The organism is Hydrogenovibrio halophilus DSM 15072 (genome assembly GCF_000384235.1).
In the GTDB taxonomy this organism is placed as follows: domain Bacteria; phylum Pseudomonadota; class Gammaproteobacteria; order Thiomicrospirales; family Thiomicrospiraceae; genus Hydrogenovibrio; species Hydrogenovibrio halophilus.
Window position 1 is genome coordinate 397,775 of the sequence record NZ_KB913033.1, and the last position, 12,338, is coordinate 410,112.

Here is a 12,338-nt window from a genome sequence, read left to right on the forward strand (position 1 = left end):
TCTCCAGATTTTCACAACGACTCTCACACAAACGCCAGCCAGTCCTGGTGCGCTTTGGAACGGCCTTCCACCACATCAAAATACAGCGACTGCAGCTTCTCGGTGACCGGACCACGACAACCCGCCCCGATCTGGCGACCGTCCAACTCGCGGATCGGCGTGACTTCGGCCGCGGTGCCGGTAAAAAAGGCTTCATCGCAAATATAGACTTCGTCACGGGTGATGCGCTTTTCACGCACCTCGATCCCCTGCTCCTGCGCCAGCGTCATAATGGTTTTGCGGGTAATGCCGTCCAGGGCCGAGGTCAGTTCCGGTGTATACAGAATGCCGTCTCTGACCATAAAGAAGTTTTCACCCGAGCCTTCCGACACATAGCCTTCGGTGTCGAGCAGCAGGGCCTCGTCACAGCCATGACGGTTGGCTTCCTGCAACGCCAGCATCGAATTCATGTAAGCGCCGTTGGACTTGGCCTTGGTCATGGTCACATTGACATGGTGACGGGTAAAGGACGAGGTCGCAATCTTGATGCCCTTCTGCAGATTCTCTTCGCCCATGTAGGCCCCCCATTCCCAGGCGGCGACCATCACATGCACACGCAGATTGTCGGCACGCAGGCCCATGCCTTCAGCCCCATAAAACACCATCGGACGGATGTAGGCCGATTTCAGACCGTTCTCCTGCACCGCGGCTTTCTGGGCGGCGTTGAGCTCGTCTTCGGTATAGGGAATGGCCATGTTCATGATTTTGGCCGAATTGAACAGGCGACGGGTGTGCGCATGCAAACGGAAAATCGCCGGACCCTGATCGGTGTGATACGCGCGCACCCCCTCAAACACGCCCATACCATAATGTAACGTGTGAGTGAGTACGTGCACCTTGGCGTCCCGCCAGTTGACCATTTTTCCGTCCAGCCAAATCAGGCCGTCCCGATCGCTCATCGTCTGCATTCCAACCGTCCTTGTATCCTGCGTCGATAAATCCGATTATTCTAGCCCAAAACACCGTTTCAGTCAGTCTTTTTCACCCATCCCCCAACCAAGTGTCTCACGGCTTGATTTTTTACCCATGTCGGGTAAAATTATTTTTTTGTTGTAAAAACCATGCGTCCTTTGCTTGAAATGATTGGCGCACTTTGTTTCATGGAAAAAGCAATCGCAAGGTCGGCTTGCGATTGCTTTTTTGTTTTCATCGGATACGAATGTGAAAGAGATGCCATCCACACAGCCCCTTATGAACACTTACGCCCGCCTGCCGGTGCATTTTGCCTCCGGCAAGGGCGCGACCCTTTACACCGCGGAAGGCGACGCCTATCTGGACGCCCTCAGTGGCATTGCCGTGTGCAATCTGGGCCATGCCCACCCGGAAGTGGCGGACGCCCTCTGTCACCAGAGCCAGCGCCTGATCCACACCTCCAACCTCTATGAAATCGACCAGCAGACAGCGCTGGCCGAACAGTTGCTGGAACAGGCGCAGATGCAGAAAGCGTTTTTCTGCAACTCCGGGGCCGAAGCCAATGAAACCGCGATCAAACTGGCACGCAAATACGGCCACGACCGCAACATCGATTCGCCCAAAATCATTGTGATGGAAAACGCCTTTCATGGCCGCACCATGGCGGCCCTGAGCGCGACCGGAAACCCCAAGGCCCAGGCCGGGTTCGGCCCGATGCTGGAAGGGTTTGTGCGCGTGCCGTTTGACGACGCCGAGGCCGTGGCCGCACACGCACAGGACCCGGACGTGGTGGCGGTGCTGGTGGAGCCGATTCAGGGCGAAGGCGGCGTACGCCTTCCCCGCAATGGCTATCTGACACAATTGCGTGCTCTATGCGACCAGAACGACTGGCTGCTGATGGTGGACGAAATTCAGACCGGCATGGGCCGCACCGGCCAGTGGTTTGCCCACCAGCACGACGGGATCCGTCCCGATGTGATGACCCTGGCCAAAGCCCTCGCCAACGGCGTACCGATTGGCGCCTGCCTGGCGGGCGACAAGGCCGCCGATGTGCTCGAGCTCGGCAATCACGGCACCACCTTTGGCGGCAATCCACTGGCCTGTGCTGCCGGATTGGCCGTGGTCAAAACCCTGCGTTTCTACGATTACCCCAAAAAAATCGCCGAACACGGGCAAACGCTGCTCAGCGCTTTCCAAAGCCAACTCGCGGACCTGGATGGCGTGGTCGAAGTGCGCGGCCGGGGTTACATGATCGGGATCGAACTGGACCGCCCTTGTGGCGAACTGGTCCAGCAGGCGCTGGAAAAACATCTGTTGATCAACGTGACTCAGGGCAACACGGTTCGCCTGTTGCCGCCGTTTGTGCTGGGCACCGAACAATCGCAAACCCTGATCGACACCGTCAGCCAACTGATTCGCGACTTTCTGTCTCGCAAGGCCTAACCTCTACAGGAGCCGGTTATGCAACATTTCCTTACTCTGAACGATCTGTCGTCCGATGTGCTCAAGCAGCTGATGCAGCGCGGCATCGAATTGAAAAACCTGCACCGCCGCGGCGAGGTGTTCGAGCCGCTGAAAAACAAAACCCTGGCGATGATTTTTGAAAAATCTTCCACCCGCACCCGCATTTCGTTTGAAAGCGGCATGGCCCAGCTGGGCGGGCACGCCTTGTTTTTGTCGCCCAAAGACACTCAGCTGGGTCGGGGCGAGCCGATTGAAGATTCGGCGCGGGTGATTTCCAGCATGGTGGATGGCATCATGATCCGCACCTTCGGCCACGACATCGTCGAAAAAATGGCCGAACATGCCTCGGTGCCGGTGATCAATGCACTGACCGACGACTACCACCCCTGCCAACTGCTGGCGGACATGCAGACCTATTACGAACACCGCGGCGACATTGCCGGCAAAACCGTACTCTGGGTAGGCGATGGCAACAACATGTGCCATTCCTACATCAATGCCGCTGCGCAATACAACTTCAAGCTGCGCATCGCCTGCCCGGAAGGCTATGAACCGGACCCGCGCATTGTCAACACCCAGTCCGAACGGGTAGAGATCATCCGCGATCCGATGGTCGCCGCCGAAGGCGTGGACCTGGTGGTGACCGATGTCTGGGCCAGCATGGGACAGGAAGAAGAACAGAAAAAACGCGAACGGGCCTTTGCCGATTATCAGGTCAATGCGGCACTGATGGCACAAGCCAGTGCCGACGCCCTGTTTATGCACTGTCTGCCGGCGCACCGGGGCGAAGAAGTCAGCGCCGAAGTGATCGACGCGCCCGACAGCGTGGTCTGGGACGAAGCCGAAAACCGTCTGCATGCCCAGAAAGCCTTACTGGAATACCTGATGGCGCGCTAATGCCCCGTCAGAAACGGGCGCAGAGAAGGTAAAAGCGGTTCACTCGAAGACTTTGCGCCCCAAAAAGGCCTGCCCCAGCGTGCCACTGTCGATGTACTCCAGCTCTCCACCAAACGGAATGCCCTGCGCCAGACGGGTCACCGAAACGTTCAATCGATCCGCCATCTGTTGAATGTAATGCGCGGTCGCCTCGCCTTCCACCGTCGGATTGGTAGCCAGAATCACCTCCCGCACATCGCCTTCCTGCAAACGTGCCTGAAGCTGGGGCAAACCGATGTCTTCGGGCCCCACGCCGTCAATCGGCGACAGATGCCCCATCAGCACAAAATAAAACCCGTTGAAAATGCCCGACTGCTCGATCACAACGATGTCGGTCGGCGATTCGACCACACACAACTGGGTCGCATCACGGCGGCCATCCTGACAGATTTCACACACAGCCAACTCGGTCAGGGTGCGACAGCGCTGACAGTGCCCCACCTTTTCCAGCGCCTGCTCAATCGCTGCGGACAGCCGCTGGCCGGTCTGAGACGGCTGTTGCAACAGATAATACGCCAACCGCTGGGCCGATTTGGGCCCAATGGTCGGCAACTGCCTCAAAGCGTCCATCAACTCCTGTATCACCGGACTCTGCACACTCGTTCCTTATCTGATTTCCGAGAAAAAGCAAAAACAACCAGGCCTGGTTAAAAAGGCATTTTCATGCCGCCGGGCAGATCCATGCCCTCGGTCAGACCGCCCATGCGCTCTTTGCTCATGTCTTCGACCGCACGTGCCGCAGAATTGACGGCGGCCGCAAACAGGTCTTCCAGCATTTCCTTGTCGTCCATCAGGCTGTCGTCGATTTCGACCTTCACCAACTCGTGCTTGCCGGTCATGGTGACTTTGACCAGACCGCCACCGGCTTCACCCGGCACTTCCATTTTTGCGATTTCTTCCTGCGCTTCCTGCACATTTTTCTGCATTTCCTGGGCCTGTTTCATCAGGTTACCAATGCCGCCTTTTCCACCAAACATGATTGCTCCTTTCTTTCCCGGAAAAATCATAAATTATGCACCATCTCGCTTGCCCCTTGATTCCACAATGCATATTTCTTCAGTCAGCCGTAATCATCGATACGGCATTCCTTTAGAAATTGCCTTGTGAAAACAAGTTCCTGCGCGATCTTGGCGCAAATTCATGAAATTTCCGTCCTTTAAAAAATTTCATTAACCGGGTAGGTCCTTGGGACGCAAAGTGTTCTCCAAAACCGTGACATTCAGGCGCTCTTTCAACAGTGCCACCGTCGGGTCCTGCTCAATGCTTGCCTTGGCCGCCGCCTGGCGATCGACCTTCTGCTGTTTTTTGGCCTTGGCCGGGGTCCAGTGCGCCCCATCATAATTCACAAACGTCAGCTTCAACCCCAGAATGGCCTTGACCTGTTCCTCCAACTGCATCCAAGCCAATTCCGAGCGCGCATGCGGGCTTTCCGGGTCCAGGCTCAGTCGCAGCTCGCGGGCATCCCGCCCCAGGCAAACGCAGTGCCGACCCAATTCGGCCGACAAGCCGTTCAATCCCAGCTGTTGCATCAGCGCTTCCCAGTCCGTCACTGGCCAGGGCTGAGCGTCCGAAACAGGGGCGGAATCGGGTTCTTGCCGAGGCGCGACCGTCGCGGCCGGAGAAGCACTCGCCCTCTGCGGCGCTGGCTCGGGTTGGGGGGGTGGTTTGACCGCTGGCTCAGGCGCAGCGTTTTCAGGTGGCATCGGGTTGGCTGCGGGCGTTGTCCATGTATTCATGGATTCCATTGACTCCATGGCTTCCATGGAATTCATATCAGTCATTGGTGCCATCGAATCCCAGTCGGCCATCTGATCGGCCTGCCAATCCAGGGTATCGTCCTGAGTCGAGGTGCCCTGAGGCGAGGCAGAGGTCAAAGGCGGTTTTTCAGGGGCCGCTTCCGGCAGAGGATGGGGCGTACCCGGATCAGTCGGCTCGACCGGCTCAACCGTTTCGCCCTCCTCCATCAAAGCCAGCAAAGCGGCTTTGTCCGGGCCTGCGGAAACGGTGGTCGCTTGACTGTCGGATGCCGGTTGCGGCTGCCGTTCTGTAGCTGCCGTCTCTGACACTTCGGGTTGGGGGGACGGTGTTGACAATGTTGACGGCGCTGGCGCAACCGCTTCAACGGTCGCGCCCGGTGGCGGTTCCGGGTTTGTCGGTCTTGTCAACCTTGTCTGCTGGGGCGATGAAGGCGAAGGCTCGCCCCGCTCAGGGGCGGACGGCTTTTTTGTCGGGGGGACCTCCTCCTGCGGAGGCAAAGGCATCGAGGGAGCTGAGTGAGCTAAGGGTTCAAACGCCAGCATGCGCAACAAGGCCATTTCAAACCCGATGCGCACATCCGGTGCCAAACGCATGTCCTGTTGTCCCAGCAAAGCAATCTGATACCAGGCCTGCACCTGTTCGGCCGACAGCGCCTGAGCCAGCTCGGTCAGAACCGCTTCGTCCACCACCGGCGACTCATGCACACTCTGCAGCAACTGCAACAGACTGAGCTGATGCAGGGCTTCGATCAGTTGCGCCATCAGGGCTTCGTAATCGATGCCCATCTGTGCCAATTCCTGCATCACCTGTTTGATCTGTTGGGCCGATTGCGCCGCCAATGCCTGCAACAGGCGCTGGGTAAACTGCTGATCCACCAGCCCCAGCATCGCCTTGACCGCATCGGCCATCACCTGACCGGCCCCGTAAGCAATCGCCTGATCCAGCAGACTCAGACTGTCGCGCGCCGAGCCATCGGCGCTTTTGGCGACCATGGCAATGGCCGCGTCCTCAAAGGGCACGCCTTCCTGCTGAAGAATGTGACTCAGGTGTTGGCTGATTTGGGTTGGGGTCAGACGCATCAGATTGAACTGAAGGCAGCGCGAGAGCACCGTGGCCGGCAATTTATGCGGGTCGGTGGTGGCCAGCAGAAACTTCACATGCTCCGGCGGTTCTTCCAGCGTTTTGAGCAAGGCATTGAAACTGCTTTTGGACAGCATGTGTACCTCATCGATCAGATACACCTTGTAGCGCCCCTGAGCGGGCGCATATTGCACATTGTCCAGCAGTTCGCGCGTGTCTTCGACCTTGGTTTTCGAGGCCGCATCCACTTCGATCAGATCGACAAAACGCCCCTGATCCACCGACTGGCACACAGAGCATTGCCCGCACGGAGTCGAACCGATGCCCTGTTCGCAGTTCAGCGCTTTGGCGAAAATACGGGCAATCGTGGTCTTGCCGACCCCGCGGGTGCCGGTAAACAGGTAGGCATGGTGCAGTCTCTGCTGATCCAGCGCATTGCTCAGCGCCTGCATCACATGCACCTGACCAACCAATTCGGAAAACTGTTTGGGACGCCATTTTCTGGCCAAAGCGGTCGCGTTCACACCAATCTCACAACGTATCAAAGTGCGGTCATTTTAACGTGAATTCATCCCGTTCGGTGTCTTTTTCACCAGACAGAACAGAGGAAAAACGGGTTAAGGGTCCGGTACGATAAAATGGGAAGCAAAAAGGCAGAAAACTGGAAAGGGAGGCGACCCCGCCCGCCGGATCTCGGCGCACGAATCAGCTGGTACCGTTGCTCCCTTCCGGGCCTGGCGGGATTCCCAACCTATCGTCGCGAGGGACGAACAGGGTCACCATCATGGAAACAGGAAAGCCTGATGTCACAAAATGGCGCCACAAAGAAAAAAAGCCGCTTGAGCGGCTTCTTCATAAAATCTGGCTCCCCAGGCTGGACTCGAACCAGCGACATACGGATTAACAGTCCGGTGTTCTACCAACTGAACTACTGGGGAATAGCGTTCCTGATCAGGCGATGACTCGCTTGATGGGTGTGTATTATAGAGATAATTTTGGTCCTGACAACCCCTTGCCATCAACTTTTTGGGTCAATCTTACAAATTTGCCGACTCTTTGGGCATTTTGCGCTGATGAACCAAGGAACCCTGTTTTATGGCAAGAGAAAAAGCGGCTTACGATGTTTATGTGACGACACTGTTCCATGATCATTGTCAGCCCTGGCCGCAACAAACGGCATTCCGGGTTCAGTGAAACTTGGTTGAGCAGCGTCATGAAAATGTCATGCTGAAATGGGTGTTTTTTTGAATAATGGCTGAAAAACCCGCTACAGGTGTGTCATGTCAAAAAGTAATACGGATGTAACCCGATTTTTTTCAACGCTAAGTTGCGATGAATTCGATGAGCAGATTCGCCCAGCGCCCGAACAAGTCGATTTTGAAGCGCTCATGGAACGCGCGGTCACGCGCCGCAATTTCTTCCGAGGCTCCGCCATGTTATTGGGTACGGGTCTGTTTGCGAAGTCAGCACTTGCAGAGCCATCGCCAACCAAGGCACCAGAAAAGACATTTCATGATCCGGTTGCCCCCCCTTTTCAGTTTGATCCGGTGGCAGCCAATACAGACGATACCATTACGTTGCCCCCGGGCTATCAATGGAAAACGCTTTTAAGCTGGGGAGATGCGCTTTGGTCAGAAGGCGACGCATTTGATCCGACTCAATTAACGTCTGCGCAGTCTGTAATGGTCTAATAAAGTTGGAAGTTGTGATAGCCTTCCCAAACTGTTATTCAGGAGACCACAATGTCAAAAACAGGATCTAAACGCAAAGGACGACTCAACATCAGTCCAAAACAAAAACTGGAATATGCCAAGCTCATGATCGAGGATGGTTATACCAACAAACAGATCATGGAATTGTCCGGTGCCTGTGCCTCGGCGGTGACTCGCTGGAAACGACAATACCGTCAGGAGCTTAACGGCGAGATCCCTGAAGGCAAAACCGCGCTGACCGAAGAGCATCGACGCATTCAGGAGTTGGAACAGCAACTGGCTGACGCCAAGCGGGACAATGCCCTGTTAAAAAAGGCCACCGCCTTTTTCATTCGCGACAATCCAGCATTACAGTGATTGGGCAGATGAAAAAGGCAGACCCAAAACTGACCACTCACCAGCTGTGCAGGCTGTTTGACGTGGCGATCTCGACCTACTATTACCAGATGCAAACGAAACCCGCCAACCGATCAGATCAAGAGGTCATCCAAGCGATGCACAGGCTTCATGAACAGACCCATGGCACCTATGGTCGCCGACGCATGAAAATCGCTCTGGCGCTGGACGGGATGCAGGTGGGGCACTTTAAAATCAGTCGGTTGATGAAAGAACAGGGACTGGTTGCCAAGGCACCTAAAAAGCCCCATTACTACCGCGGCGGCAATGCACACCCGACGACCGCCAACCTTTTAGACCGTCAATTTAATCCCGGCACCGTGAACACCCACTGGGTTGGTGACATCACCTACATTCGAACGCATCAAGGCTGGAGTTACCTGGCTACTGTGATGGATCTGGGCAGCAGAGAAGTTGTCGGTCACGCTCTGTCGACAACGCCAGATGCTCATCTGGCCAAACAGGCATTAACGGATGCCATTACCCGAATACAGCCTAATACCAGAAACCTGATGTTTCACTCAGATCAGGGCGTGCAATACAGCGCCACAATCTTTACCAATGCTTTGGCATGGCACGAAATTACCCCCAGCATGAGCCGACGGGGCAACTGTTGGGATAATGCCGTTCAGGAACGATTCTTTCGCAACCTGAAAACCGAGCGTTTAAACGATCTGAGTTTTATCAACCACCAATCTGTCGTGACGGCTGTTGAGCAATACATTCGATTTTACAACTATCGCAGATTAAATTCCGCCATAGGTTACTTGACGCCAAACATGAAGCGGCAGGAAATGGCCAATGCGGCTTAGAACGCTTCCAAAAAAACTTGACCATTACAGTCACAAGCGTTTGCTTTTGGTGATAATAACGATGGCATGGCGTCATTTTTTCACCAAGGCAGACAACTGCTCGCCATCAACATGAATACATCAATTTTGCTTCGTTTTATCGCAATCGTGCAAACCATCTGCCGCACAATCGAGATGATGTCATCAAGGCCCAAAAAGCGGTCGGTGTCAGCATCATAGAGGTCAAATCGGGCAAGCAAGGTTGGCAAGTGGTGATGGATTCACCTTTCAACCGTAAAGTGACGGCTCACACCCCGATCGAAATTACCGGCCCGGCAAGAGGTCACACCCTGATGAAAACACAGCAAGACCCCAAAGGGGTTGAAGCCTATGGCACCTGGGCGAACTGTGGCAGTGGGCGAACGCCCTGGGGCACCTACCTGACCTGCGAAGAAAACTTTAATGGTTTCTATTCATCTTCCGACCCTGATCTTAAAATACCCGAAGCATTTCAACGTTATGGCCTTTCCCATCAAGACAGAGGCTATGCCTGGGGACAATACGATGAGCGTTTTGACCTGGCACAAAATCCCAATGAACCCAATCGTTCCGGGTATGTGGTCGAGATCGATCCGAGTCAGCCAGCCACAAAACCGAAAAAACGCACCGCGCTAGGCCGCTTCAAACATGAAAATGCCGAAGTCACGCTGGCCAGAAGCGGTCAGGTGGTGATCTACCTGGGAGATGACGAGCGAGGTGAATTTTTGTATCGCTATGTCTCTCACAATGCCTGGCAGCCGGGAGCCGATATCGATGACCTAATGGACAACGGCACCCTTTATGTCGCCAAATTTCATGACAATGGCTCGGGCGAATGGCGCGCCCTGACCCCGGAGACAACGGGCATGAGTCTGGCTGAAATCTGCATTCATACCCGCCAGGCGGCATCCAAGGTAAAAGCCACTACCATGGACCGCCCGGAATGGGTGGCTGTTCACCCGCACAAGGCACAAGCCTATTGCGCGTTAACCAATAATAAAAACCGCGGTTTAAAGCCCAACAAAGGCGGTGACCCTCAGCCCGTTGGCGGACCCAATCCCCGCGAGGCCAATCAATACGGACAAATCATCCGCTGGGTGCCCGTCAACCAGGATCATGGTGCCGACCGGTTTCACTGGAACCTGTTTGTCATGGCGGGCAACCCGGACGTTCATGCGGAAGGTTTGAAAGCAGGCTCGGAGAACATTCACTCTGGCAACCTCTTTAACTCACCGGATGGATTAAGCTTCGACACACAAGGTCAGCTGTGGATTCAAACCGATGGCAAGACGTCCAACCAAGAAGATTTTGCAGGCATGGGCAACAACCAAATGCTGGTGGCCGACCCAAACACGGGTGAAATCCGTCGTTTTATGGTGGGGCCAAAAGAATGTGAAATCACAGGTCTGACATGGAGCCATGATAAAAAAACACTCTTTGTGGGAGTCCAACACCCGGGAGAAAATGGAGGCTCCACCTTTCCAGACGGTCGTCTGGCACGCTCCTGCGTGGTAGCGATTTGGCGAGACGATCAACGAGCCGTTGGTTGATGCAAGGCTTGTGCTTGATGAACTTTACCGAAGAGCAAAGTGGCCAAGGCTAAGAAGGTCTTGAAACCATGCCATAGCCCGGTTGTGGCGCTTTGGAAACAGGATCGATATGACAATGATTCACCAGCACTTCCAGCGCCGCTTGAAGCTCGAGAATTGCCAGCTTCCTCCCCCCGCATACCCGCGGACCGGTCAAGAACGGTAAATACGCAGCATGTTGTGCATTGATTTTTCCTTCGGACGAGGCAGCCCATTCTGGCCGACCTGGCCAAAACCGCATCGGCTGTTGCCAGTGTTTTGGGTGGTTATGCAATCCCACCAACGAAATCGCAACCGCTTGCCCGGCTTGATACGCATCCTCATCCGGTTTGGCAAACTGACACACTCTCGTGATAAAAGGCACAGGTGGATAGAGTCGAAGCACTTCCAAAATGAACTGCTGTGCCAGCGCTGTCGGCTCTCCTGACTCATCGCTGACGCCGCTTTGTTTTAATTCAGAAAGTAACGCAGGTTGTGCCGCTAACAATCGAGCCATCCACTCAACGGTCGCCGCCGTTGTTTCAGTCGCGGCCATCATATTCTGTACCAACTCCAGCTCCGCAGAAAACTCAGTTGTCAGCTTTTGCAGCCACTGAGCCAGCTCTGTATCCTCTCGCCAACGTTGCACAATCTGATCTCGTGCTTTGTACAAATTCCGTTGCGCGGATTCAACTTCTTGTGTGGTACCACCAAACAGATCAACCGCCTGCAACAACATCAGTTCATTGCGCAAAGCTTCCACTTTGTCCAGCGGCCAATAGATCGGTTTAGACAAACCAAATGCTTCCGACACAGCACAAACGGCCGCTTGCAACGCTCCATGAAACACCGCAGATTTAGCACCTGTTCGGGATGGCAAAAAATCCTGATACAGTGCCTTGAGTCTGGCCAAAGGCACCTTCTGCGTCGCACTGTTATAAAAAACCTGGGTCAAACGGCTGCGCTTTTGCCACGCCTCGTTATTCGTGGTAAACCGCCCCTCAGCCAAACTTTCTAGAAACTGATAATTTTTTATAAAACGCTCAGGTTGACGCAATACGGTTTGAATCTGGCTGGGTTCAGTCATAATCGGAATCGGGAAATTCAAACGCCCATCTTTCCCCGCTGCACGCAAATAAAGGTCGTTCAACAAACCAGATAGCTGCGCATAAGCACGTTGATAGGAAAATATGTGCTGAATTCGCCCCAAAATCGGTGGGCGACGCATATCCGGTCGTCCATCCTGAGAAGATTTCAACCTATATATTTTAAGACCGGCACACTGATGGGAAATCGCTTTCGTAATCAGGGGCAAGTAGGCCCTTGAACGCAAAACAAACACTGAGACAATGACAGCACCCGAATTTTGAGTTTTTGGCGCAGGGAAGGACGATTGCGCCCCCTCATACCAACTCTGTGCCTCTGTGGCGTCCGCATGACTCCAACCGGCGTAGCCCACCAATTGACCGTCAGCCCACAACATGACATTGGTCTCCAGTTGCAGATGCTCGCGAACTTTTCCAACCATCAACCGATAAGAAAATCCACTGAAAGGCGGGAACGCCGACACCAGGCGATGCACCGCCATTTCGGTTTCATCGTTTGGCTCCCCCACGATGACTTCAGCGTCTAACGGAGACATG

12 protein-coding genes, 1 tRNA gene and 1 other RNA gene are annotated in these 12,338 nt (G+C 54.7%); 5 read left to right on the top strand and 9 right to left on the bottom strand.

The genetic code is table 11. The features are described 5' to 3' along the window. Window positions 1-23: 23 nt before the first annotated feature. Window positions 24-947 (bottom strand): branched-chain amino acid transaminase, encoded by a 924-nt coding sequence (locus tag A377_RS0101970; RefSeq protein WP_019894437.1) that lies wholly within the window; start codon window positions 945-947, stop codon window positions 24-26. 63 nt (window positions 948-1,010) lie between these two features. Then, the gene (locus A377_RS13075) at window positions 1,011-1,220 is read right to left on the bottom strand and encodes a hypothetical protein (protein WP_157760682.1); all 210 of its coding nucleotides are present in this window, start codon (window positions 1,218-1,220) and stop codon (window positions 1,011-1,013) included. A gap of 10 nt (window positions 1,221-1,230) precedes the next feature. Here A377_RS13075 and A377_RS0101975 point away from each other — a divergent pair, with 10 nt between their 5' ends. Together A377_RS0101975 and argF are read left to right on the top strand one after the other, a co-directional pair. After that, window positions 1,231-2,394, top strand: coding sequence for an aspartate aminotransferase family protein (locus A377_RS0101975; protein WP_019894438.1), 1,164 nt, complete (start codon window positions 1,231-1,233; stop codon window positions 2,392-2,394). A gap of 18 nt (window positions 2,395-2,412) precedes the next feature. Then, window positions 2,413-3,312, top strand: a complete 900-nt coding sequence (gene argF / locus A377_RS0101980; RefSeq protein ID WP_019894440.1) for an ornithine carbamoyltransferase — start codon at window positions 2,413-2,415, stop codon at window positions 3,310-3,312. Between the two features lie 39 nt (window positions 3,313-3,351). Here argF and recR read toward each other — a convergent pair whose 3' ends face one another. From recR to A377_RS13080, 6 genes are all read right to left on the bottom strand, one after another. Continuing rightward, complete coding sequence (gene recR, locus A377_RS0101985) at window positions 3,352-3,948, bottom strand: recombination mediator RecR (protein ID WP_019894441.1); 597 nt, start codon at window positions 3,946-3,948, stop codon at window positions 3,352-3,354. 50 nt (window positions 3,949-3,998) lie between these two features. Then, entirely contained in the window at window positions 3,999-4,328 is a 330-nt protein-coding gene (locus A377_RS0101990) for a YbaB/EbfC family nucleoid-associated protein (RefSeq protein ID WP_019894442.1), read from the bottom strand. A gap of 192 nt (window positions 4,329-4,520) precedes the next feature. Beyond that, window positions 4,521-6,713, bottom strand: coding sequence for a DNA polymerase III subunit gamma/tau (gene dnaX, locus A377_RS0101995; protein WP_019894443.1), 2,193 nt, complete (start codon window positions 6,711-6,713; stop codon window positions 4,521-4,523). Between the two features lie 153 nt (window positions 6,714-6,866). Next, window positions 6,867-6,962: signal recognition particle sRNA small type (gene ffs / locus A377_RS12915), an RNA gene on the bottom strand. 89 nt (window positions 6,963-7,051) lie between these two features. After that, window positions 7,052-7,127, bottom strand: a tRNA-Asn gene (locus A377_RS0102000). 43 nt (window positions 7,128-7,170) lie between these two features. Continuing rightward, window positions 7,171-7,404 (bottom strand): hypothetical protein, encoded by a 234-nt coding sequence (locus tag A377_RS13080; protein WP_157760684.1) that lies wholly within the window; start codon window positions 7,402-7,404, stop codon window positions 7,171-7,173. Window positions 7,405-7,469: 65 nt separating this feature from the next. Here A377_RS13080 and A377_RS0102005 point away from each other — a divergent pair, with 65 nt between their 5' ends. The 3 genes from A377_RS0102005 to A377_RS12540 all read left to right on the top strand — a co-directional run bounded on the left by A377_RS0102005 (window position 7,470) and on the right by A377_RS12540 (window position 10,677). Next, on the top strand, window positions 7,470-7,880 hold the full coding sequence (locus A377_RS0102005) for an alkaline phosphatase PhoX (RefSeq protein ID WP_028485188.1): 411 nt from the start codon (window positions 7,470-7,472) through the stop codon (window positions 7,878-7,880). 51 nt (window positions 7,881-7,931) lie between these two features. Then, window positions 7,932-9,109 (top strand): IS3 family transposase gene (locus tag A377_RS0102015; protein ID WP_096777466.1). Its coding sequence is split into 2 segments (ribosomal slippage): window positions 7,932-8,229 and window positions 8,229-9,109, totalling 1,179 coding nucleotides; the frame shifts between segments, so codons are not numbered across the junction. A gap of 119 nt (window positions 9,110-9,228) precedes the next feature. Continuing rightward, window positions 9,229-10,677 (top strand): PhoX family protein, encoded by a 1,449-nt coding sequence (locus A377_RS12540; protein WP_281168812.1) that lies wholly within the window; start codon window positions 9,229-9,231, stop codon window positions 10,675-10,677. Between the two features lie 49 nt (window positions 10,678-10,726). Here A377_RS12540 and A377_RS0102025 read toward each other — a convergent pair whose 3' ends face one another. Then, window positions 10,727-12,337 (bottom strand): cytochrome P450, encoded by a 1,611-nt coding sequence (locus tag A377_RS0102025; RefSeq protein ID WP_019894448.1) that lies wholly within the window; start codon window positions 12,335-12,337, stop codon window positions 10,727-10,729. Between the last annotated feature and the right edge of the window lies 1 nt (window position 12,338).

What these genes read in the sequence shown, in the direction of transcription:
- A377_RS0101970 (WP_019894437.1), bottom strand. Translation starts at nt 947, where the DNA reads ATGCAGACGATGAGCGATCGGGACGGCCTGATTTGGCTGGACGGAAAA.
- A377_RS0101975 (WP_019894438.1), top strand. Translation starts at nt 1,231, where the DNA reads ATGAACACTTACGCCCGCCTGCCGGTGCATTTTGCCTCCGGCAAGGGC.
- argF (WP_019894440.1), top strand. Translation starts at nt 2,413, where the DNA reads ATGCAACATTTCCTTACTCTGAACGATCTGTCGTCCGATGTGCTCAAG.
- A377_RS0101990 (WP_019894442.1), bottom strand. Translation starts at nt 4,328, where the DNA reads ATGTTTGGTGGAAAAGGCGGCATTGGTAACCTGATGAAACAGGCCCAG.
- A377_RS13080 (WP_157760684.1), bottom strand. Translation starts at nt 7,404, where the DNA reads ATGACGCTGCTCAACCAAGTTTCACTGAACCCGGAATGCCGTTTGTTG.
- A377_RS0102005 (WP_028485188.1), top strand. Translation starts at nt 7,470, where the DNA reads ATGTCAAAAAGTAATACGGATGTAACCCGATTTTTTTCAACGCTAAGT.
- A377_RS0102025 (WP_019894448.1), bottom strand. Translation starts at nt 12,337, where the DNA reads ATGTCTCCGTTAGACGCTGAAGTCATCGTGGGGGAGCCAAACGATGAA.